This is a genomic window from Noviherbaspirillum sp. FW303-A3, assembly GCF_058788695.1.
The window spans coordinates 3,354,526-3,375,189 of record NZ_JBYTAZ010000001.1 but is presented as its reverse complement, the minus strand read 5'-3'; the positions used below and the strand labels follow the sequence as shown (position 1 = coordinate 3,375,189).

Annotated in this window: 20 protein-coding genes and 4 tRNA genes; 5 read left to right on the top strand and 19 right to left on the bottom strand. The window is 60.5% G+C overall.

What is annotated here, in order from left to right; translation table 11 throughout:
- Positions 1 to 107: 107 nt before the first annotated feature.
- The 13 genes from rpoB to AC3WOY_RS16175 form a co-directional block, all read right to left on the bottom strand.
- Complete coding sequence (gene rpoB / locus AC3WOY_RS16235; protein ID WP_492425594.1) at positions 108 to 4,214, bottom strand: DNA-directed RNA polymerase subunit beta; 4,107 nt, start codon at positions 4,212 to 4,214, stop codon at positions 108 to 110.
- 271 nt (positions 4,215 to 4,485) lie between these two features.
- Positions 4,486 to 4,863 carry a 50S ribosomal protein L7/L12 gene (gene rplL / locus AC3WOY_RS16230; RefSeq protein WP_420474758.1) on the bottom strand — a complete coding sequence of 126 codons (378 nt, stop codon included), beginning with the start codon at positions 4,861 to 4,863 and terminating at the stop codon, positions 4,486 to 4,488.
- A 70-nt stretch (positions 4,864 to 4,933) separates the two neighbouring features.
- Positions 4,934 to 5,431, bottom strand: coding sequence for a 50S ribosomal protein L10 (gene rplJ, locus AC3WOY_RS16225; RefSeq protein ID WP_492425592.1), 498 nt, complete (start codon positions 5,429 to 5,431; stop codon positions 4,934 to 4,936).
- Positions 5,432 to 5,723: 292 nt separating this feature from the next.
- Entirely contained in the window at positions 5,724 to 6,419 is a 696-nt protein-coding gene (rplA, locus tag AC3WOY_RS16220; protein WP_492425590.1) for a 50S ribosomal protein L1, read from the bottom strand.
- The gene (gene rplK / locus AC3WOY_RS16215; protein ID WP_040039168.1) at positions 6,419 to 6,850 is read right to left on the bottom strand and encodes a 50S ribosomal protein L11; all 432 of its coding nucleotides are present in this window, start codon (positions 6,848 to 6,850) and stop codon (positions 6,419 to 6,421) included. Before rplK ends, rplA begins: the two co-directional genes overlap by 1 nt.
- 157 nt (positions 6,851 to 7,007) lie before the next feature.
- Positions 7,008 to 7,601, bottom strand: a complete 594-nt coding sequence (gene nusG, locus AC3WOY_RS16210; RefSeq protein WP_492425587.1) for a transcription termination/antitermination protein NusG — start codon at positions 7,599 to 7,601, stop codon at positions 7,008 to 7,010.
- Entirely contained in the window at positions 7,601 to 7,984 is a 384-nt protein-coding gene (gene secE, locus AC3WOY_RS16205; protein WP_420474754.1) for a preprotein translocase subunit SecE, read from the bottom strand. Before secE ends, nusG begins: the two co-directional genes overlap by 1 nt.
- Before the next feature lie 35 nt (positions 7,985 to 8,019).
- Positions 8,020 to 8,095: transfer RNA gene (locus tag AC3WOY_RS16200), tRNA-Trp, on the bottom strand.
- A gap of 79 nt (positions 8,096 to 8,174) precedes the next feature.
- Positions 8,175 to 9,365: an elongation factor Tu gene (gene tuf / locus AC3WOY_RS16195; RefSeq protein WP_492425584.1), complete on the bottom strand. Its 1,191-nt coding sequence runs from the start codon at positions 9,363 to 9,365 to the stop codon at positions 8,175 to 8,177.
- 68 nt (positions 9,366 to 9,433) lie between these two features.
- Positions 9,434 to 9,508: transfer RNA gene (locus tag AC3WOY_RS16190), tRNA-Thr, on the bottom strand.
- Positions 9,509 to 9,550: 42 nt separating this feature from the next.
- A tRNA-Gly gene (locus AC3WOY_RS16185) sits at positions 9,551 to 9,624 on the bottom strand.
- Positions 9,625 to 9,661: 37 nt separating this feature from the next.
- Positions 9,662 to 9,747: transfer RNA gene (locus AC3WOY_RS16180), tRNA-Tyr, on the bottom strand.
- 121 nt (positions 9,748 to 9,868) lie between these two features.
- Complete coding sequence (locus AC3WOY_RS16175) at positions 9,869 to 10,891, bottom strand: gamma-glutamyl-gamma-aminobutyrate hydrolase family protein (RefSeq protein WP_492429327.1); 1,023 nt, start codon at positions 10,889 to 10,891, stop codon at positions 9,869 to 9,871.
- Between the two features lie 78 nt (positions 10,892 to 10,969).
- Here AC3WOY_RS16175 and arsC point away from each other — a divergent pair, with 78 nt between their 5' ends.
- Positions 10,970 to 11,326 (top strand): arsenate reductase (glutaredoxin), encoded by a 357-nt coding sequence (gene arsC / locus AC3WOY_RS16170; protein WP_492425582.1) that lies wholly within the window; start codon positions 10,970 to 10,972, stop codon positions 11,324 to 11,326.
- 5 nt (positions 11,327 to 11,331) lie between these two features.
- Here the strand turns inward: arsC and AC3WOY_RS16165 are convergent, their stop codons facing one another.
- The 5 genes from AC3WOY_RS16165 to AC3WOY_RS16145 all read right to left on the bottom strand — a co-directional run bounded on the left by AC3WOY_RS16165 (position 11,332) and on the right by AC3WOY_RS16145 (position 16,174).
- Positions 11,332 to 12,960: a tetratricopeptide repeat protein gene (locus AC3WOY_RS16165; RefSeq protein WP_492425580.1), complete on the bottom strand. Its 1,629-nt coding sequence runs from the start codon at positions 12,958 to 12,960 to the stop codon at positions 11,332 to 11,334.
- A 119-nt stretch (positions 12,961 to 13,079) separates the two neighbouring features.
- Positions 13,080 to 14,492, bottom strand: a complete 1,413-nt coding sequence (locus AC3WOY_RS16160) for a DHA2 family efflux MFS transporter permease subunit (RefSeq protein WP_492425578.1) — start codon at positions 14,490 to 14,492, stop codon at positions 13,080 to 13,082.
- Between the two features lie 65 nt (positions 14,493 to 14,557).
- Complete coding sequence (locus tag AC3WOY_RS16155; RefSeq protein ID WP_492425576.1) at positions 14,558 to 14,773, bottom strand: DUF2905 domain-containing protein; 216 nt, start codon at positions 14,771 to 14,773, stop codon at positions 14,558 to 14,560.
- Positions 14,774 to 14,795: 22 nt separating this feature from the next.
- Positions 14,796 to 14,990: a DUF2905 domain-containing protein gene (locus AC3WOY_RS16150; protein WP_492425574.1), complete on the bottom strand. Its 195-nt coding sequence runs from the start codon at positions 14,988 to 14,990 to the stop codon at positions 14,796 to 14,798.
- Between the two features lie 44 nt (positions 14,991 to 15,034).
- A complete protein-coding gene (locus AC3WOY_RS16145) occupies positions 15,035 to 16,174 on the bottom strand; it encodes a class I SAM-dependent methyltransferase (protein WP_492425572.1) in 1,140 nt (379 codons plus the stop codon).
- A gap of 106 nt (positions 16,175 to 16,280) precedes the next feature.
- On the opposite strand from AC3WOY_RS16145, the gene AC3WOY_RS16140 reads away from it, so the two are divergent.
- The 3 genes from AC3WOY_RS16140 to ttcA are packed head-to-tail and all read left to right on the top strand — an operon-like array spanning position 16,281 to position 18,392.
- The gene (locus tag AC3WOY_RS16140; protein ID WP_492425570.1) at positions 16,281 to 17,048 is read left to right on the top strand and encodes an SDR family oxidoreductase; all 768 of its coding nucleotides are present in this window, start codon (positions 16,281 to 16,283) and stop codon (positions 17,046 to 17,048) included.
- Between the two features lie 10 nt (positions 17,049 to 17,058).
- Positions 17,059 to 17,451, top strand: coding sequence for a dihydroneopterin aldolase (locus AC3WOY_RS16135; RefSeq protein WP_492425568.1), 393 nt, complete (start codon positions 17,059 to 17,061; stop codon positions 17,449 to 17,451).
- Between the two features lie 14 nt (positions 17,452 to 17,465).
- A complete protein-coding gene (ttcA, locus tag AC3WOY_RS16130; protein ID WP_492425566.1) occupies positions 17,466 to 18,392 on the top strand; it encodes a tRNA 2-thiocytidine(32) synthetase TtcA in 927 nt (308 codons plus the stop codon).
- Here the strand turns inward: ttcA and AC3WOY_RS16125 are convergent.
- Positions 18,389 to 19,267 (bottom strand): DUF6279 family lipoprotein, encoded by an 879-nt coding sequence (locus AC3WOY_RS16125; RefSeq protein ID WP_492425564.1) that lies wholly within the window; start codon positions 19,265 to 19,267, stop codon positions 18,389 to 18,391. The two genes, ttcA and AC3WOY_RS16125, sit on opposite strands and share 4 nt — an antisense overlap.
- Before the next feature lie 33 nt (positions 19,268 to 19,300).
- Here AC3WOY_RS16125 and glmU point away from each other — a divergent pair, with 33 nt between their 5' ends.
- The gene (gene glmU, locus AC3WOY_RS16120) at positions 19,301 to 20,659 is read left to right on the top strand and encodes a bifunctional UDP-N-acetylglucosamine diphosphorylase/glucosamine-1-phosphate N-acetyltransferase GlmU (RefSeq protein ID WP_492425562.1); all 1,359 of its coding nucleotides are present in this window, start codon (positions 19,301 to 19,303) and stop codon (positions 20,657 to 20,659) included.
- Positions 20,660 to 20,664 lie beyond the last annotated feature (5 nt).

Genomic DNA, 20,664 nt, shown 5'->3' with positions numbered 1-20,664 from the left:
CCCCCACTACAGGGAGAAAGTTCCGACGATACCGGGAACGTTTACCGCATTCCCACGCTGCCGAAATCTGTTTGCCCACCGACGCAAGTCGGTAGGCACTTCCTTCCTTAGTCCCTCTCGAGATCGATGTCGATACCCAGCGAGCGGATTTCCTTCACCAGCACGTTGAAGGATTCCGGCATGCCGGCGTCGATAACGTGATCGCCCTTGACCAGGTTCTCGTACACCTTGGTACGGCCTGTGACGTCGTCCGACTTGACGGTGAGCATTTCCTGCAGCACGTAGGATGCGCCGTAGGCTTCCAGTGCCCAGACTTCCATCTCGCCGAAACGCTGGCCGCCGAACTGCGCCTTGCCGCCCAGCGGCTGCTGGGTAACGAGCGAGTACGGACCGGTGGAGCGCGCGTGCATCTTGTCGTCGACCAGGTGGTGCAGTTTCAGCACGTGCATGTAGCCGACGGTGACGGTGCGCTCGAAGGCTTCGCCGGTACGGCCATCGTACATCGTGACCTGGTTCTTCGACGGCGTCATGCCGAGGTTCTTCGCAATGTCATCCGGATAGGCGAGGTCGAGCATGCGACGGATTTCGTCTTCGTGCGCGCCGTCGAACACCGGGGTCGCGAACGGCACACCGTGCTTCAGGTTGTTCGCCAGTGCCAAGATCTCGTCGTCGCTGAAGCTGTCGAGGTCTTCGGACTTGCCGGACTCGTTGTAGATCGTGGTCAGGAACTTGCGCAGTTCAGCGGCCTTCGCCTGCTGCTGCAGCATCTCGCCGATGCGCAGGCCCAAGCCCTTGGAGGCCCAGCCCAGGTGCACTTCGAGAACCTGACCGACGTTCATACGCGACGGAACGCCCAGCGGGTTCAGCACGATGTCGGCCGGCGTACCGTCTGCCATGTACGGCATGTCTTCCACCGGAACGATGCGCGAAACCACACCCTTGTTACCGTGACGGCCTGCCATCTTGTCGCCAGGCTGCAGGCGACGCTTCACAGCGAGGTACACCTTGACCATCTTCTGGACGCCCGGCGGCAGTTCGTCGCCCTGGGTCAGCTTCTTGCGCTTCTCTTCGAAGGCGAGGTCGAACTGGTGACGCTTCTCGGCGATGGATTCCTTGATCGCTTCGAGTGCGGCAGCGAGGTCGTCATCAGCCGGACGGATGTCGAACCAGTGGTACTTGTCCAGATCGTCCAGGTATTCCTTGGTCAGAGCGGTGCCCTTGACGAGCTTCTTCGGACCGCCGTTGACGACTTTGCCGATCAGCATCTTCTCGAGACGCTGGAAGGCATCGCCTTCCACGATACGCAGCTGGTCGTTCAGATCCAGGCGATAGCGCTTCAGTTCATCGTCGATGATCTGCTGAGCGCGCTTGTCGCGGGGGATGCCTTCACGGGTAAACACCTGCACGTCGATGACGGTGCCGACCATGCCGGACGGCACGCGCAGCGAGGTGTCCTTCACGTCGGAAGCCTTTTCGCCGAAGATCGCGCGCAGCAGCTTCTCTTCCGGCGTCAGCTGGGTTTCGCCCTTCGGCGTCACCTTACCGACCAGCACGTCGCCGGCTTCGACTTCCGCACCGATGTACACGATGCCGGATTCGTCGAGGCGGGCCAGCTGGTTTTCAGCCAGGTTCGAGATGTCGCGGGTGATTTCTTCCGCGCCAAGCTTGGTGTCACGGGCAACGACGGACAGTTCTTCGATGTGGATCGAGGTGTAACGGTCGTCCGCAACTACGCGCTCCGAGATCAGGATCGAGTCCTCGAAGTTGTAGCCGTTCCACGGCATGAACGCCACCAGCATGTTCTGGCCGAGCGCGAGTTCGCCGAGGTCGGTCGATGCGCCGTCAGCGATCACGTCATGCTTGGCAACACGATCGCCAACCTTCACGATCGGACGCTGGTTGATGTTGGTGTTCTGGTTGGAACGGGTGTACTTGATCAGGTTGTAGATGTCCACACCGACTTCGCCCGCTGCCGCTTCGTTGTCGTTCACACGAATCACGACACGGCCTGCATCGACGTAGTCAACCACGCCGCCACGCAGTGCCTGCACGGTGGTGCCGGAGTCGACTGCCACGGTGCGCTCGATGCCGGTACCGACGAATGCCTTTTCCGGACGCAAGCAGGGAACCGCCTGGCGTTGCATGTTGGCACCCATCAATGCGCGGTTCGCGTCATCGTGCTCGAGGAACGGAATCAACGAAGCTGCGACCGACACGACCTGGCCCGGCGCCACGTCCATGTACTGGACGCGTTCCGGCGACACTAGGATGGTTTCGCCAGCCTGACGTGCGGATACCAACTCATCGGACAGCTTTCCTTCCGGACTGATGGTCGCGTTCGCCTGGGCGATCACATAGCGGCCTTCTTCAATCGCGGACAGGTAATCGATCTGGTTGGTAACGCCGCTGTTATCGACCTTGCGGTACGGCGTTTCGAGGAAGCCGTATTCGTTCAGGCGGGCATACAGCGCCAGCGAGTTGATCAGACCGATGTTCGGACCTTCCGGCGTTTCGATCGGGCACACGCGGCCGTAGTGGGTCGGGTGCACGTCGCGGACTTCAAAGCCTGCTCGCTCGCGGGTCAGGCCGCCCGGGCCGAGTGCCGAGACGCGGCGCTTGTGGGTGATTTCCGACAGCGGGTTGGTCTGGTCCATGAACTGCGACAGCTGGGACGAACCGAAGAACTCACGGATGGCTGCCGAGATCGGCTTGGAGTTGATCAGGTCGTGCGGCATCAGGTTGTCGGCTTCCGCCTGGCCCAGACGCTCCTTCACGGCGCGCTCGACACGGACGAGGCCTGCGCGGAACTGGTTCTCGGCCAGTTCGCCGACGCAACGCACACGACGGTTGCCGAGGTGGTCGATATCGTCCACTTCGCCACGACCGTTGCGCAGTTCAACCAGGATCTTGATGACTGCGAGGATATCTTCGTTCGACAGCGTCATCGTGCCGGTCAGTTCATCACGGCCGATGCGGCGGTTGAACTTCATGCGGCCGACAGCCGACAGGTCGTAACGCTCTTCGCTGTAGAACAGACCGTTGAACAGGGCCTCGACCGATTCTTCGGTCGGCGGCTCGCCGGGGCGCATCATGCGATAGATCGCAACGCGTGCGGCCATCTGGTCGACGGTGTCGTCCATGCGCAGGGTCTGCGAGATGTACGCGCCCTGGTCGAGGTCGTTGGTGTACAGCGTCTGGATATCGCTGACGCCGGCATCGCGCAGGCGAGCCAGTGCTTCTTCCGTCAGTTCATCGTTGGCGTTGGCAATCACTTCGCCGGTTTCGGCGTCGACGATGTTCTTCGCCAGCACACGACCGAGCAGGTAGTCTTCCGGCACGGAGATGTGCTTGATGCCTGCGCCTTCGATTTCGCGCACGTGCTTGGCGTTGATACGCTTGTCCTTGGCGACGATGACCTTGCCGGACTTGTCGGTGATGTCGAAACGTGCGACTTCACCGCGCAGACGCTCGGAGACGAACTCCATCTCGCCGCCTTCCGCACGGAGAGTGAAGTTGTCGAACACGAAGAAGTTCGCGAGGATCTGCTCCGGCGTCATGCCGATGGCCTTCAGCAGGATCGTGACCGGCATCTTGCGGCGGCGGTCAACGCGGAAGAACAGAATATCCTTCGGGTCGAATTCGAAGTCGAGCCAGGAGCCGCGGTAAGGAATGATGCGCGCGGAGAACAGCAGCTTGCCGGACGAATGCGTCTTGCCGCGGTCATGCTCGAAGAACACACCCGGCGAACGGTGCAGCTGCGACACGATCACGCGCTCGGTACCGTTGATGACGAATGAACCATTCGCAGTCATGAGCGGGAGTTCGCCCATGTACACTTCCTGTTCCTTCATTTCCTTCACGACGGGCTTGGTCGGCGATTCCTTGTCCAGGATGACCAGGCGCACCTTCGCGCGCAGGGGCGACGCAAACGTCAGTCCACGCTGTTGGCACTCTTTTACGTCAAACGGAGGATCACCCAACACATACGACAGAAACTCTAGCCGTGCGAAACCGTTGTGGGATACGATGGGAAAAATCGAGGTGAAGGCGGATTGCAAGCCCTCGTTCTTGCGTTGCTGTGCTACTTTATCGGCCTGCAGGAAGCTCGTATACGACTCGAGCTGGGTCGCCAGCAGGAACGGAACGTTGTGGACGTTAGCGCGCTTCGCGAAGGACTTGCGAATGCGCTTCTTCTCAGTAAATGAGTAGTGCATGGACACTCCGTGAGTGACAGGAAGGATGGAGAATTCAGGACTCGCTGGTGACACTCATGTCACCCCTTGCAATCTGCGAAACCTCAAGTCTCGGTCCTTCGGACCTAACTAGACTACTTTCTGCGCCGATTTCTCCGACTGGCATACCCGCATAGGGAAAAAGGCTAACCAAAATTACAAAACGACAAAGGAGCCAAAGCCGAACCCTTCCTTTCGGAAAGAGTTCTGAGCTTTGACTCCGGCGATACAAACTCGCCCTGGCAAGCCGAAATTACTTGAGGTCGGCCTTGGCGCCAGCTTCTTCCAGCTTCTTCTTGGCAGCTTCTGCATCTGCCTTGGCGATGCCTTCCTTGACCGGCTTCGGTGCACCGTCAACCAGGTCCTTGGCTTCCTTCAGGCCCAGGCCGGTAATTTCACGGACTGCCTTGATGACGCCAACCTTGTTCGCGCCCACTTCGGACAGAACAACGGTGAACTCGGTCTGCTCTTCAGCAGCCGGAGCAGCAGCGCCGCCGCCAGCCGGGCCTGCGACTGCCATTGCAGCTGCGGACACGCCAAACTTTTCTTCAAAAGCCTTGACCAGGTCGTTCAGGTCCATCACGGACATCTGACCTACTGCTTCAAGGATATCTTCTTTGCTGATTGCCATTTGAAACTCCTAAATTTTGATTCGGTAATTACATCTGATCGGTATTGACGCGAAAAGGGTCGAGGGCGGATTACGCCGCTTCGGATTCCTTCTTGGCTGCGAGAGCAGCCAGCGCGCGGGCAAAGCCGGAAACCGGAGCCTGCATCACACCCAGCAACTGGGAGATGAGGACTTCGCGGCTCGGAATGCTTGCCAATGCAGTCACACCCGCTTTGTCGAGCGACTTGCCTGCATAGTTACCTGCCCTGATAACCAGTTTGTCGTTACCCTTGGAAAAGTCGTGAACGACTTTCGCTGCGGCAACGGCGTCTTCGGAGATCGAGTAGATCAACGGACCGGTCATTTCAGAGGCGAGGCTGGCAAACGGCGTGCCTTCGACGGCGCGACGTGCGAGCGTGTTTTTCAACACGCGCATGTACACACCCTGGGCACGCGCTTTGGCGCGCAGTTGCGTCAAGGAACCAACCTGGATGCCACGGTATTCGGCCACGACGATAGTCTGCGCAGTTGCTACCTTTGCGGAGACTTCGGCGACGACGGCCTTCTTGTCATTCAGATTGAGACTCAAGATCAACCTCCAAAAGTGATGCTCGACGAAATGTCTTGCATCGGTTCGAACACGGCGTCCGAAGTTCAGGAGTTCAGGCTAGCGAACTAGCTTTGAGACTACAAAACTTTTCGGGTTCACCATCTGCGTTGGGTATCGGCGCTTGCGCTGCCGCTGTTTAACTTCGCGCACTGCCTGCATGCACTAGGCCCAACGGTCTTTGACAATCCGGCCCCTCTTCAAACCTGCCGAAGCGGGACCAGCCCAAAGATGCGCCCCGCGCGATACTGCTGCGCGAGGACTTGATTCTTACTTAAGCAGCCAGGCTGGACTGGTCTACACGGACGCCTGCGCCCATGGTCGACGAGATTGCAACCTTGCGCAGGTACACACCCTTGCTGGTTGCCGGCTTGGCCTTGTTCAGTGCGTCGATCAGAGCCATCAGGTTGGTCTTCAGATCAGCGTCGCTGAACGACTTGCGACCGATGGTCGCGTGAATGATGCCTGCCTTGTCGGTACGGTACTGGACCTGACCTGCCTTGGCGTTCTTGACCGCAGTCGCAACGTCCGGGGTCACGGTGCCGACCTTCGGGTTCGGCATCATGCCGCGCGGGCCGAGGATCTGACCGAGGGTACCGACGATACGCATGGTATCCGGCGATGCGATAACGATGTCGAACGGCATGTCGCCGGCCTTGATACGCTCTGCCAGGTCGTCCATACCAACGATGTCAGCACCGGCCGCCTTGGCAGCTTCAGCCTTGTCGCCGGAAGCGAACACGGCGACGCGAACGGTCTTGCCGGTGCCTGCGGGCAGAACGACGGAACCGCGAACAACCTGGTCCGACTTCTTGGCGTCAACGCCCAGTTGCACTGCGACGTCGATGGATTCATTGAACTTGGCGGTGGCGCACTCTTTGATCAGGGAAACTGCCTGGTCAAAAGGATACTGCTTGGTGCGGTCAACTTTTGCCTTGATTTCTTTTGCGCGCTTGGACAGCTTAGCCATTACAGACCCTCCACCGTGATACCCATGGAACGAGCGGAACCGGCGATCGTGCGCACGGCTGCGTCCATGTCAGCTGCCGTGAGATCCGGCATCTTGGTTGTTGCGATTTCTTCCGCTTGCTTGCGGGTGATCTTGCCGACCTTGTCGGTATGCGGCTTGGCCGAACCCTTCTGGATGCCAGCAGCCTTCTTGATCAGGATCGTTGCCGGCGGGGTCTTCATCACGAAGGTGAAGGACTTGTCCGCGAAGGCGGTGATCACAACCGGAATCGGCAGACCCGGCTCGACGCCTTGCGTCTGGGCGTTGAAGGCCTTGCAGAATTCCATGATGTTCAGACCGCGCTGACCCAGGGCCGGGCCAATCGGGGGGGACGGGTTTGCTTTACCAGCCGGCACTTGCAGCTTGATAAAACCGATGATTTTCTTTGCCATGATGGCTCCTACGTTGATTGAGTGTTAGCGCCTGTTCGCCCGCCTTGCGGCCGACTATTGAGGCTCCTCCAGGTACTACTTTCCGGGATTCCACAGGCCATCAGGCGTGCGACGCTCCAAGGGGCGTGTGCTGCGAATCTTTTAAAGGACGGCAGGCTTAAACCTTCTCGACCTGGCCAAATTCCAGTTCGACCGGCGTGGCGCGGCCGAAGATGGTGACGGAGACGCGTACGCGCGACTTCTCGTAGTTGACTTCTTCAACGTTGCCGTTGAAGTCAGTGAATGGACCATCCTTGATGCGGACCAGCTCGCCCACTTCGTACAGGACCTTGGGACGCGGCTTTTCCACACCTTCCTGCATCTGGTGCAGGATCTTGTCGACTTCGTGCGGCGGAATCGGGGTCGGCTTGTTGGACTTGCCGCCGATAAAGCCGGTGACCTTGCTGGTGTTCTTGACCAGGTGCCAAGTCTCGTCGGTCATTTCCATCTCGACCAGCACGTAGCCCGGGAAGAAACGGCGCTCGGTGACGGACTTCTGGCCGTTCTTGACTTCGATGACCTCTTCGGTCGGCACCAGAATCTGGCCGAACTTGTCCTGCATGCCGGCACGCTCGATGCGCTCCGTCAAAGCACGTTGCACGCTCTTCTCCATGCCGGAGTAGGCGTGCACCACGTACCAACGCTTGTTGCCGGCCGAGGATTGAGCTGCGACCGGGGCGCCAGTTGCGCCGTCTTGCGTGTTCTCGCTCATTACTTTTTCCAGCCCAGGATCAGGTCGTACAACACAAATTCAAGAAGCTTGTCGGTGCCCCACAGGAAGATCGCCATGACCAGCACAAAGCCGAAAACGACCGCAGTAATCTGCATCGCCTCCTTGCGCGTGGGCCAGACGACTTTCTTTGCTTCGCGGATGGATTCCTTCGAAAAACCGAGGAAATCACGGCCAGGCTGGGAAGTCCATGCGACGGCAATCGCGACGAGCAAACCAGCAACCAGCGCAGCGGCGCGCACGATGGTCGGCTTGTCGGACAAGAAATAAAAACCGACAACACCGGCAACAACGGCACAAATAGCAAGAGCGACCTTTACCTTGTCGCTCGATGTGTTGACGGTTTCTACCGGTTGGTTAGACATACTTGTTTCTTTCGGTGCCCTGCACCTGAATCAGGTGGCAGGGGCAGAGGGAATCGAACCCCCAACCTTCGGTTTTGGAGACCGACGCTCTGCCAATTGAGCTATACCCCTACGCGAAAACTTCGCTTGAATTGACAACGCCGCGGCGCCGGGAGATCTGCCCGACAGCCGCAGCGCAGCGATTCATGGATTACTCGATGATCTTGGCAACGACGCCGGCGCCGACGGTACGGCCGCCTTCGCGGATTGCGAAGCGCAGACCTTCTTCCATCGCGATCGGGTTGATCAGCTTCACAGTGATCGACACGTTGTCGCCCGGCATGACCATCTCTTTGCCTGCCGGCAGTTCGATCGCGCCGGTCACGTCCGTGGTACGGAAGTAGAACTGCGGACGGTAGTTGTTGAAGAACGGGGTGTGACGACCGCCTTCATCCTTCGACAGAACGTAGATCTCGCCCGTGAAGTGGCTGTGCGGCTTGATCGAACCCGGCTTGGCCAGAACCTGGCCACGCTCGACGTCTTCACGCTTGGTACCGCGCAGCAGCACGCCGACGTTGTCGCCCGCTTGACCCTGGTCCAGCAGCTTGCGGAACATTTCCACGCCGGTGCAGGTGGTCTTCTGGGTGTCGCGGATGCCGACGATTTCGATTTCTTCGCCAACCTTGATGATGCCGCGCTCGACGCGACCGGTCACCACGGTGCCGCGGCCGGAGATCGAGAACACGTCTTCCACCGGCATCAGGAAGGCGCCGTCAATGGCACGCTCCGGCGTCGGGATGTAGGTGTCCAGCGCTTCGGCCAGCTTCATGATCGCGCCTTCGCCCAGGTCGCCCTTGTCGCCTTCCAGCGCCAGCTTGGCCGAACCGCGCACGATCGGCAGATCGTCGCCAGGGAATTCGTACTTGGACAGGAGCTCGCGCACTTCCATTTCGACCAGCTCGAGCAGCTCGGCGTCGTCGACCATGTCGCACTTGTTCAGGAACACGATGATGTACGGCACACCGACCTGGCGGGCCAGCAGGATGTGTTCGCGGGTCTGCGGCATCGGGCCGTCAGCAGCGGAGCACACCAGGATCGCGCCGTCCATCTGCGCTGCGCCGGTAATCATGTTCTTGACGTAGTCGGCGTGGCCGGGGCAGTCAACGTGGGCGTAGTGGCGGTTGGCGGTCTCGTACTCGACGTGCGCGGTGTTGATGGTAATGCCGCGTGCCTTTTCTTCCGGCGCCGCATCGATTTCGTCGTACTTCTTCGCTTCGCCGCCGAACTTGGCCGACAGCACCGTCGCGATTGCCGCGGTCAGCGTGGTCTTGCCATGGTCAACGTGACCGATCGTGCCTACATTCACGTGCGGTTTGGTCCGCTCAAACTTGCCTTTTGCCATTTTCGACTCCTAACGTTTTGATGGGAATGTCCAGGCACGAGCCCGACTGCTTGCCATTTCAAGAAAACTGGTGCCCTTGACGTGGATTGAACACGTGGCCTCTCCCTTACCAAGGGAGTGCTCTACCACTGAGCTACAAGGGCATCTTTGCCGTCCGCACTGAACTGCTGCGTCCAGCCAAAAACTGGAGCGGGTGAAGGGAATCGAACCCTCGTCGTAAGCTTGGAAGGCTTCAGCTCTACCATTGAGCTACACCCGCAAGGACCTTCAACCGCAATACTCACCTGCTTAGACACTGGTGGAGGGGGCTGGATTCGAACCAGCGTACTCGTAAGAGGGCAGATTTACAGTCTGCTGCCATTAACCACTCGGCCACCCCTCCGCAGGGAACCTCAAACTATAGTAGAGACCCCCGGGGGCTGTCAACCAAAAAATCTGGTCGCGAAGTAATTTTTGCATTTTCCAGCTGAAAAACCGGCTTGGGAATGTGGTTTTCCGGCAGATCAGAATCTGGTTTCCCGTGCCGCTGCAAGGAACTCATCCAGGATTGGCGTGCAATCGAGCAACTCCGAACTGCCGCCTCGATGGAATTCCGGATGCCACTGCAGCCCCATCACGAAGCGAGCCTTCCGGTATCGGACCGCCTCGACAATGTTGTCCTTGCCAGAAATGGCCTCGACAACGAGATCGCGGCCGAGATCCTTCACCGCCTGATGGTGGATGGAGTTCACGAGGGCCTCAGGCTTGGCAGGGAAAAGCCCGGCAAGTGCCGATCCCTGCTGAAAATGGATTACGTGGTAGTGACTGTCGTACAGGTCGCTTACGTGCTGGATCGCGGTGGGGACGTCCGATGCGATGTCCTGGTAGAGCGTTCCGCCGAACGCGACGTTGATCAGTTGGCAGCCGCGGCAGATGCCGAGAACCGGTTTGCCGGCCTCAATGAATTCGTGCAGGAGTTCCAGTTCATACATGTCGCGCGCGCGATCCCCGCTCCACTCCGGCCGCGTCGCCGCTTCAGAATAGGTCTGCGGGGAAACATCCGCACCTCCCTGCAGGACGAGCCCATCCAGATGCTTGGCGTAGTCGCGCAATCGGATGTTGCTCGGGTGGAGAAGGCCGCTGTTATTGACGGTCGGAATCATGAATACCATGACGTCGCGTGACATGACCCATTGCGCGATCGATTCCTCGAGGTATTGCAGGGTCTTGCTGCGCAATCCCTTGGCACCGGCTTCCGGATGGAAAATCCTGGCCGAGATGCCAATCTTCAGGGTGCGTTGGGTGATGCGGCGGAGGATGCGATCGGACAGGGCGCGCACACGCGCGCCAATGATCCGTTGCGTCTGCATCCACGGAGAATCCTGCCGCCGGAATTGGCGCAGTCGGTCGAGTGCCGGATCATGAGGCGATGCGGTCTCGGAAGAGGCTGAAGAACCGGTTGCTGCTTGCGTGGTGTTCTTTTCTGGCATGGGGTTGATTGGCAAGGCGGGTAACACTCTGACCGTGCTGTTGCATGGCAGGTTCATCGCCGCCCTGCCGAGCGGGCACACGTTCGGCATGTACAGGATTACAATCGCCTCCTTCTCTTTACGGCAATGACACTCATGATCACGATTTATCACAACCCGCGCTGCTCGAAGTCGCGTGAAGCGCTGGCCCTTGTGGATGCATTCGCCACGCGCAAGCAGATTCCGGTCAATGTGGTGGAGTACCTGAAGTCACCTCCCAATCTTGCGCAGCTCGAGGAGTTGCAGGCCATGCTGGGATGTGCAGCATCCGACATGACGCGGAGCAATGAAGATGAGTTTGCCGCGCTCGGCCTGACGCAAGCCGCTGATGCCGATTTGCTGCGGGCAATCGCCGCGCATCCCAAGCTGTTGCAACGGCCGATCGTGGTGTTCGGTGGGCGGGCTGTCATTGGCAGGCCGCCTGAGCTGGTTTCCAGCCTGCTGGAAGGTTGAGTCACCTAGCTGGCGCTGGGCGGCTTGATTCCGTATTTCTTCAGGATGCTTTGGTAGAGGTCGGATAGCGGCACCAGGCGGGGGTTATTGGGATCGAGCCGGCGAGCGGCTTCGATGTAGACTTTGACCTGGTCACCCAGCTTGCCTTCCCAGCCGACGTTTTCCAGATATTTAAGGACGGCGACGGCGGCGTTGAAGACGACCTGCGGATTTTGCGGCAGCTTGTGGACAGCCGCAGTCATGAGCTGCACTGCACCCTGGTAGTCGCCCTGGCGCGCCTTTTCCGCACCGCCGGACACGAGGTCGACCACGTGGCGGCGGCTTTCCTTGGCCACGGTTTCGGCCAGATCTTTCTTGCCGGCCTTTTCGAACACGCTCATGGCCTTGGCCATGGCCGCGTCGTTGGAGGCATTGCTCATGACGTCGCGCATGACTTCCGCGGCGCCGTTGTCGAGGGATTGTTCGAGGCAATTCCTGGCCAGTTCCATCTTCAGATCGTTGGAAATGCCGACTGCATCGCGGCATGCCGCGACGGCTGCACTGAGTTCCTCTGCAGCCTTGTCATCGTTGCCCAGTTCCTTCTGCACCAGTGCGGACGACAAGGCCCGGCAGGCGGGTGTCTTTTCCAGGTTGCCGAGCGATTTTTCCATGTCCCTGATCACGGAGGACGCCTGCTGGGTGTCCCCCTTCTTTACGAGCGTTCGCACCAGCCGGACATGATCTTCCGGATCGCGGAATTCCGAGTACTTGGCCTTGGTCACGACCTTCTGGAAGGATTTTTCCGCTGTTTCGACGTCGCCGGTTTCCAGTGCGACATCGCCGAGCTTGCGCAGGCGGCGCACGGCGTGCGGCGAGATGGCGACGGCGTCGGCGAGAATCTCCTTTGCCTGCGGCAGCTGATCCATCGCCTCGTGCGTCTTGGCGAGCCAGTCGTAGGCATCCATATACCTGCTGTTTTCCTCGACCAGCGTTTGCAGCAAGGCCTCGGCCTCACCGAACTCGCCTTGCATGAAGAGGGTTTTGGCGAGGCCCAGCCTGGCCCAGGCGACGGCCTTGGTCTGCAACAGTTCCTGGTAAATCTTCTCCGCCTCGGCTGCCTCGCCAAGGATGACGTGCAGCTCGGCACGCAGGCGCATGAAGTCGATCGCCCACTTGGGATACTTGCCCTCGCCTATCCTGCAGATGTCGATGGCTTCGAGCAGGTTGCCGTGCTCCATGAGATGGTAGGCGGGCAGGAAGGCCGTGCGCTTTTCGATGGCGCGTGCGATCCGGTCCATGAGTGTGTCGGCGGTGAACGGCTTGAGGATGTAGTCGGTCGGGGCAAGTTCGGCGGCGCTCACGACCTTTTCATAGGCACGCTCGGCGGTGACGATGATGAAAACCGTCCACAGCGGAATCAGCTTGTTGTGGCGCAGGTCTTCGAGCAGTTGCTGGCCGTCCTGGCCGTCGCCGAGATCGTATTCGCACAGGATGAGGTCGTAGGACTTGCCCTTGAGCGGGCGGATTGCGGTGCCGGAGCTGACGGCATGGTCGATCTTCGTGATGCCGCACAGGTTGAGCATGTTGTGCATGCTGGCGCGCATTCCCGAGTGCGGCTCGACGATCATTGCGGTCAAACTACGAAGCGAAGTCATTTATCCCGGTTCCGTGCAGCGCCAACTGAGGTATGCGGGCCGGCTTTCCCCGACCCAAGAATGCCAAAATACCACTGTCGGGGAGAAAAGCAAACCTGTCCGGCGCTGGCGCTTCGCGTTTACCGCTCGGGCGAACGCATCCGGATCGCCGCCAGCACGGCCAGCGCGCAGAACAGCGCAACCAGGAAGAAGGTTTCGTTGAATGCCTTGAGGCTGGCATCAGGGTGCGGCACGGCTGCGCCTTGGTAAACCGCCAGCCGCCACTCGAGAACGATGCCCACCAGGCTGACGCCGATCGCACCGCCGAGCTGGCGAAGGAAATTGATGATGCTCGCCCCCTGCGCGATCATGCCCGTCTCCAGTCCGCGCATGGCGCCGAGGCTGAGCGATGGCAGGACGAATCCGAGGCCGATGCGCCCGATGATCGCCCACGCCATGAACGTTGTGTAGCTGGTCGACGCAGAACCGACGGCCATCAGCCCGAACGACAGCGCCAGCAGGGAAAGGCCGATGGAGACCAGCACGTTGGGCGGCAAATGGTCGGCCATCTTGCCGGCGACGATGATCGTCACCGCCAGTACGACGCCGGCGGGAAGCAGTACCAGGCCGGCCTGGGACGGTGCGTAATGCAGGGCCATCTGCATGTAGACCGGCAGCAGGTAGGTGGAACCGAACAGCCCGGCGCCGTAGATGAAGGCGACCAGGGCGCCCGCTGCGAACTGGGGATAGCCGAACAGGCGCATGTTCATCAGGCCGTCCTCGGCGCGGACCTGATAGAAGACGAAACCGCCCAGCGCGGCAAGGCCGACCACGATCATCGGCACGGACTGAAGCAGGCCGTCATGCAGGTGGACCAGTCCGTTCAGCAGGCTGGTGGTGCCGACGCAGGCCAGCAGGAGGCCTTTCCAGTCCAGCGGGCGGGCTTCGCCCATCAGCCGGGAATTCACGGCCAGCAACCGCTGGACCATGGCGAGCACGATCAGGCAGAACGGCACGACCACGAAGAAGATCGAGCGCCAGCCGAACTGTTCAACCAGGAAACCGCCGACGCTGGGCCCGATCGCGGGAGCAAGGACGACGCCGAAGCCGAAAATGCCCATCGCCTTGCCCTGCTCGTGCTTGTCGAAGGCGCGCAGCACCACGATGGACGGAATCGGTTGCAGGATGCCGGCCGCCAGCCCTTCCACCACCCGCATCGACAGCAGCATCGGATAGTTGACGCTGAAGCCGCCGACGACACCGCCGAACAGCAGGAGCAGGATGGCCCCCGCGTAGGTGCGGCGCAGGCCGTAGCGCAGGAGGAACCAGGGCGTGGTCAGCATCGACAGTGTCATTGCCAGCATGAAACCGGCCGACACCCATTGCGCGCGCTCCTGGCCGAGCACGAAATGCCGGCTGAGGTCGGGGACGGCGACGTTGACGATCGTGGAGGACATGATCGACGCCATCGTGCCGATCATGACGGTGAGCAGCACCAGCCATTTGTAGCGGCTGCCGTAACGCTGGCTGAGCTGTTCGAAGGTGGGCTGCATCCGGGAACATGACAGAAGGAAGCCGACAGTATAGGGTGTCGCGCACTCCCCTGCCGGATGCTGCCTCAACAGTTCGGACAGGTCAGGCTGACGATCTCGGCGATCACGAACACGACGGCCGACCAGACGACGGTGGAGCCGAAAGGCAGGCAGAAAACGACGCCGCGGAATGTGAACAGGACATCGCCGGGCAGCCGGCCGACGCGCAGGCGGTCAAACCAAGGCAGCAGCGGGTAGAAGATGAACAGTCCGATGAAAATCACGGCAACCCAGCGGATCACGGCGCGCCTCCGGTGGCAACGTTCAGAGCAGCTTGCCGATGCCGATGGCAATCATCGACAGCAACAGTGTCGAGGCAAACGGCAGGAAAACCTGCCGCCCGAAGAGCTTGAAGCGGACGTCGCCCGGCAGGCGGCCGATGCCGAGCTTTTCCAGCCAGGGCATTGCCGCCGAAAAGACGATCAGCGCGAGGAAAATGGTGAGTACCCAACGAATCATGCTGCCTCGCGGAATTCATGGAAAATTTGACAAGCACACAGCCATCATAGGCGATGGCTGCGGTCGTTGCGCGCGAACTGCCCGGGAAGCTCGGCATTCTTGCCGACGACCAGCACCTTGAAGAGTTCGCCCATCTCGGCCGGGGAAATCAGTTTCTGCATGGCGCTCGCCTGCTTCAGGTAGCGCAGCTGGTCTTCCGGCGAAGTGCGCAGCAGCAGGTCGCCGATGCCGGCATCGAGCAGGAAGGCGGCTTGGGTGGTGTAGCCCAGCAGGTCAAGCCCGCCATCGATGGCGGCGCGCGCCATGGCCGTGAAGTCGACGTGGGCGGTGACGTCCTGCAAGCCGGGCAGATAGAACGGGTCGGGGTGCGCATGGTGGCGGTAGTGGCACATGAGTGTACCCTGCCCGCGCTGGTCCAGGTAATACTCGTGCGCCGGGAAGCCGTAATCGATGAGGATGGCCGCGCCGCCGGCGCCGAGCATCGCGGCGAGCGAATGCATGAAGCCCGTCGCGACGGGATGCACCTCGGTCAGGTAACCGTCGGGCAGGCCGTCCGCTTCGGGAATCTGGGCCACCAGTTCGGGGCTGCAAGGCTGGTCGACGAATGTGAAATGCCCGTCCGACAGACCGACGCCGCGCTCCATCCAGCCGCTTGCCGTCTTGACAACGAGATGGACGGGCATGGCGTCGAGCACTTCGTTGCCGATGACGACACCGGAAAAGGAGGCAGGCATTGCATCCAGCCAGGACACTTGAGGGAAGCCGCGCAGGGTTTCTTCCTGCCGTGCGCGCAGTTCGCCCGAAAGGTCGACGATCTGGTAGCTTTCAACCGGGATGCCGGCGGATTCGAGTTCGGTGAGAATGTCGAACGCCAGCTTGCCGGTGCCGGCGCCAAATTCCATGATGCGCGACGCCGTTTGATCCATCAAACCGGCGGCGACATGGGCCAGCGTTGCGCCGAAAAGCGGCGTAATCTCGGGCGCGGTTGTAAAATCTCCGTCTTTGCCGAGTTTTGCCGCCCCGCCACTGTAATAGCCCAGCCTGGGCGCATACAGCACCTGCTCCATGTACCGGGCGAACGGAATCCAGCCGGAATGGGCTTCGATGTCGCTGGCGATGCGTTTGTGGAGGGCGCGTGACGCGCTCTGCGCGTCCAGTGAGGGTTCAGGCAGGTGAAGTTGCATGCTCGGTATTGTATTGAAATCGGCCCTGCGCTTGTGAACAAATCCGGGCCGCAGGATCCTTGTCCGTGGATGGAATGACAATATCCGCCGGAGCCAGAACACTTCTATGACCACAGGAAACAGCAAAGTTGCATTCGTGACCGGTGCCGCCAGGCGCATCGGGCGCAGTATCGCGCTCGCACTGGCGCAGCGCGGGTGGGATGTGGTCGTGCATTACGGCCGGTCTGCGGATGAGGCGAGGGCAACTGTGCGCGAGATCGAAGCCCTCGGCCGGCGCGCGACGGCTCTGCGATGCGACCTGGCGGATGAACAAGCGGTGAACCGTTTGCTGGATGAGGCCTCTGCTGCGCTTGGCCCGGTTTCTTGCGTGGTGAATAACGCATCGCTGTTCGAGGGCGACACGGCTGTCGATTTTTCCTTTGCATCCCTCGACAGGCACATGCATGCCAACCTGGCAGCGCCCGTGATCCTGGCTCGCGCACTCCATGCGGCGACGCCGGAGGGCGCCCAGTCGGTCGTCATCAACCTGCTCGACCAGAAACTGTTCAACCTGAATCCCGATTTCCTGTCCTATACCTTGTCCAAGGCCGGCCTGCAGACGGCGACCTCGGTCCTTGCGCAGGCCTTGGCGCCAAAGGTGCGTGTCGTGGGCGTCGCCCCCGGCCTGACGCTCGTTTCGGGCAACCAGACCGAGGAAGGTTTCGCCAAGGCGCACAGGATGACGCCGCTCGGTCGTGCCAGCACGCCGGAAGATGTCGCCAGTGCCGTCTGTTTTGCCGCCGAAAATCAGTCGATGACCGGCACTACTTTGCTGGTCGACGGCGGCCAGCATTTAATCCCCCTGCAACGCGACGTCATGTTCGTTGCGAAATAAAGTTGAAATCATGCTCTCTTCCCTTTCGCACCCCAGCCTGGCCGATTGCCGGCGCCTCTTCCTCCGCAACTACGAGGTGATGATCAATATCGGCGTCCACGAATTCGAAAAGAAAGGCGAACAGCGCGTGCTGGTCAATGTCGATCTCTTCATCCCATTGTCGGAATCGACGCCGAAGGGAGACCATCTGTATGAGGTTGTGGATTACGACTTCATGCGCGACACCATCGCCAAGCGCATGGCGCAGGGCCACATCCACCTGCAGGAAACGCTGTGCGACGACGTGGCGCGCGCGATGCTGTCGCACCCGAAGGTGCGTGCGGTGCGCGTATCGACCGAAAAGCCCGACGTCTATCCGGATTGCGACGCGGTCGGCGTGGAAGTCATCCACATCAAGCAGTAAGGATGGAAAGTGAAATGAGCGAAGTGGTGCAAAACGAAGTCGCGACCAGCGCAAAGAAGGCGGAAAAGATCGCCTACGAGAACAACAAGCTGCACAAGCGCCTGTGCCGTCTGGTCGGCCAGGCGATCGGCGACTTCAACATGATCGAGGATGGCGACAAGGTGATGGTCTGCCTGTCGGGCGGCAAGGACAGCTACGGCCTGCTCGATATCCTGCTGACGCTGCGCGAGCGCGCACCGATCCATTTCGATATCGTCGCGGTCAACCTTGACCAGAAGCAGCCGGGCTTTCCTGAAGATGTGCTGCCGGCCTACCTGACGAAGATCGGGGTGCCCTTCCACATCGAGAACCAGGATACGTACAGCATCGTCAAGCGCGTGATCCCCGAAGGCAAGACCACCTGCTCGCTGTGCTCGCGCCTGCGCCGCGGCATCCTGTATCGCGTGGCGGACGAGCTCGGCGCGACCAAGATCGCGCTCGGCCACCATCGCGACGACATCCTCGAAACCTTCTTCCTCAACATGTTCTTTGGCGCCAAGCTGAAGGGCATGCCCCCCAAGCTGCAGTCGGACGACGGCAAGCACATCGTGATCCGTCCGCTGGCCTATGTGAAGGAAACGGACATGGAGCGCTTTGCGGAAGTGCGCGAATTCCCGATCATTCCCTGCAACCTGTGCGGCAGCCAGGAAAACCTGCAGCGCAAGCACATCAAGGCGATGCTGCGCGAATGGGAAAAGAAGCACCCGGGACGCGTGGAGAACATCTTCTCCGCCCTGTCGACGGTTGCGCCCTCGCACCTGATGGACAGCAAGCTGTTCAACTTCGTCGACCTGAAGGTGACCGGTGAAGCATCGCCGGACGGCGACATCGCCTTCGACGAGGAGCCATGCGCACCGCCGGCAAACAATGTGGTGAGATTCAGCGGGCTGGACGACGACTAACCCTTCGCCGCGAATTCGTGGCAATCCTCGATCAATTTCTGCAGGCGCTTGACCGCATGCGCCTTCTGCTCGGGGGTTGCCACGTTGATGATCGTGGCGATCAGTTGCGCCATGCCTTCCGATGATCCGTCGAAGAAGGCCTTGTGTTCGGCATAGGTGAAGTTGTCGAAGCCGTGCGAGACGAAGTCGCGGATCATTTTCGACACCACCTCCCTGGCCGGCTTTTCCGCATGGACCTTGCGCAGCATCTGCAGCATTTCCTGCTGGCGGCGCAGGCGCTCCGTCATCCATATGTCGTTATCCAGCGGCCGCGCGTCGGACGCCTTGCGGATTTGCGCCTCCTGCTCGTCGCTGAAATTGCCGAACCAGTATTCGACCTGTTTCATGACCTTCTTGAATCGCAGCCGTTGACGGTCATCAACATTTCCCCGTAAATACTCCCTACGATACTTCTCATTGTTGGAAGCGAACTTCCGTTCAAGATGGGCGATCTGCCCGGGCTCGATGGAGAGCGCGAGGTCGGTGAGTTCCGGGACGGATTTCTCGAGAACAGTCGCGGCGCGCTTGCGGATGGCGTCGAAATCCTCGCGGATCTCCGCCGGCTGGACCGGACCGCGTTGCAGGCGCAGCTGTGCGTGGCCGAAGAGTTGCGTATAGTCCCGCAACTGCGTCTTGCGGTGCCAGTCGAAGAGACGGTCGATGTGCGCCCTGACCCAGGGTTTCTGCTCGTTCGTGAAATCGACATAGCCGTCCAGCCACCAGTAAACGAAGGTGTCACCGTTGGCGTAGCCGAGGCGCAAGGCACTGCATCCCGCCAGCAGGATTGCCAGCAGGACCAGGGTCACACGGGCGAGAAAAGCGCGTTGGGGTTGCATGCTAAACTTTTGCAAACTTTACACCTATCATCCATGAATATTGTCATTCTTGCTGCCGGCATGGGAAAGCGCATGCAATCCGCATTGCCGAAGGTCCTGCATCCCCTCGCGGGCAAACCCTTGCTATCGCATGTCATCGACACCGCGCGCACCCTTTCACCGCAACGCCTTTGCGTGATCTACGGCCACGGCGGCGACGCCGTTCCCGAAGCCTGCAAGGCAGACGACTTGAGCTTTGCGAAACAGGAGCCGCAACTGGGCACCGGGCACGCGGTCATGCAGGCGGTTCCCCATCTCTCTGACGACGTGCCGACGCTGGTGCTCTACGGCGATGTGCCGCTGACAACGAAGGATTCATTGCAGCAATTGTTGGACAGCGCCGGACAGGATAAGTTGGCGATCCTCACTATCGATCTGGAAGATCCCACCGGTTACGGCCGTATCCTGCGTGAAGGCGGCAGCATCGTCGGCATCGTCGAGCAAAAGGATGCAAGCGAACAGCAACGCGCGATCCGCGAAGTGAACACCGGCATCATGGTCGCGCCGACGGCGAAGCTGAAGAAATGGCTCGCCACCCTGTCGAACGACAATGCGCAGAAGGAGTACTACCTGACCGACATCGTCGCCCGTGCCGTTGCCGATAGCGTGCCCGTCGTGTCAGCGCAGCCGGCGGCCGTGTGGGAAACCCTGGGTGTCAACAGCAAGGTACAACTGGCGGAACTGGAGCGCATCCACCAGCGCAACATCGCCAACGCGCTGCTCGAACAGGGCGTGACCCTGGCCGATCCGGCGCGCATCGACGTGCGCGGCTCGCTCGTGTGCGGGCGCGACGTCAGCATCGATGTCGGCTGCGTGTTCGAAGGCAAGGTGGAACTGGAAGACGGCGTGAGCATCGGTGCGCACTGTGTCATCCGCAACGCCCGCATCGCGAAGGGCGCGAGCATCAAGCCGTTCTGCCATATTGAGGATGCGATTGTCGGCCCCTCCTCCGCCATCGGCCCGTACGCGCGTTTGCGCCCAGGCACCGAGCTGGGCGAGGACGTGCACATCGGCAACTTCGTTGAAGTGAAGAACAGCAAGGTTGCCGCCCACAGCAAGGCGAATCACCTTGCCTATGTCGGCGACGCCGACGTTGGCTCGCGCGTGAACATCGGCGCCGGCACGATTACCTGCAACTACGATGGCGCGAACAAGTTCCGCACGGTGATCGAGGATGACGCCTTCATCGGCAGCGACACCCAGCTGGTCGCGCCGGTGCGCGTCGGCAAGGGGGCAACCCTCGGCGCAGGCACGACGCTGACGAAGGATGCGCCGGAAGGCAAGCTGACCGTCTCGCGCGCGAAGCAGCTGACCATCGAAACCTGGAAGCGTCCGGTCAAGATCAAGAAATAAATCCG

What these genes read in the sequence shown, in the direction of transcription:
- AC3WOY_RS16160 (WP_492425578.1), bottom strand. Translation starts at nt 14,492, where the DNA reads ATGCAGCCCACCTTCGAACAGCTCAGCCAGCGTTACGGCAGCCGCTAC.
- AC3WOY_RS16165 (WP_492425580.1), bottom strand. Translation starts at nt 12,960, where the DNA reads ATGACTTCGCTTCGTAGTTTGACCGCAATGATCGTCGAGCCGCACTCG.
- tuf (WP_492425584.1), bottom strand. Translation starts at nt 9,365, where the DNA reads ATGGCAAAAGGCAAGTTTGAGCGGACCAAACCGCACGTGAATGTAGGC.
- nusG (WP_492425587.1), bottom strand. Translation starts at nt 7,601, where the DNA reads ATGAGCGAGAACACGCAAGACGGCGCAACTGGCGCCCCGGTCGCAGCT.
- rplK (WP_040039168.1), bottom strand. Translation starts at nt 6,850, where the DNA reads ATGGCAAAGAAAATCATCGGTTTTATCAAGCTGCAAGTGCCGGCTGGT.
- AC3WOY_RS16150 (WP_492425574.1), bottom strand. Translation starts at nt 14,990, where the DNA reads ATGATTCGTTGGGTACTCACCATTTTCCTCGCGCTGATCGTCTTTTCG.
- AC3WOY_RS16135 (WP_492425568.1), top strand. Translation starts at nt 17,059, where the DNA reads ATGCTCTCTTCCCTTTCGCACCCCAGCCTGGCCGATTGCCGGCGCCTC.
- rplA (WP_492425590.1), bottom strand. Translation starts at nt 6,419, where the DNA reads ATGGCTAAGCTGTCCAAGCGCGCAAAAGAAATCAAGGCAAAAGTTGAC.
- AC3WOY_RS16175 (WP_492429327.1), bottom strand. Translation starts at nt 10,891, where the DNA reads ATGAACCTGCCATGCAACAGCACGGTCAGAGTGTTACCCGCCTTGCCA.
- glmU (WP_492425562.1), top strand. Translation starts at nt 19,301, where the DNA reads ATGAATATTGTCATTCTTGCTGCCGGCATGGGAAAGCGCATGCAATCC.
- ttcA (WP_492425566.1), top strand. Translation starts at nt 17,466, where the DNA reads ATGAGCGAAGTGGTGCAAAACGAAGTCGCGACCAGCGCAAAGAAGGCG.
- AC3WOY_RS16140 (WP_492425570.1), top strand. Translation starts at nt 16,281, where the DNA reads ATGACCACAGGAAACAGCAAAGTTGCATTCGTGACCGGTGCCGCCAGG.
- AC3WOY_RS16125 (WP_492425564.1), bottom strand. Translation starts at nt 19,267, where the DNA reads ATGCAACCCCAACGCGCTTTTCTCGCCCGTGTGACCCTGGTCCTGCTG.
- rpoB (WP_492425594.1), bottom strand. Translation starts at nt 4,214, where the DNA reads ATGCACTACTCATTTACTGAGAAGAAGCGCATTCGCAAGTCCTTCGCG.
- AC3WOY_RS16145 (WP_492425572.1), bottom strand. Translation starts at nt 16,174, where the DNA reads ATGCAACTTCACCTGCCTGAACCCTCACTGGACGCGCAGAGCGCGTCA.
- secE (WP_420474754.1), bottom strand. Translation starts at nt 7,984, where the DNA reads ATGTCTAACCAACCGGTAGAAACCGTCAACACATCGAGCGACAAGGTA.
- arsC (WP_492425582.1), top strand. Translation starts at nt 10,970, where the DNA reads ATGATCACGATTTATCACAACCCGCGCTGCTCGAAGTCGCGTGAAGCG.
- rplL (WP_420474758.1), bottom strand. Translation starts at nt 4,863, where the DNA reads ATGGCAATCAGCAAAGAAGATATCCTTGAAGCAGTAGGTCAGATGTCC.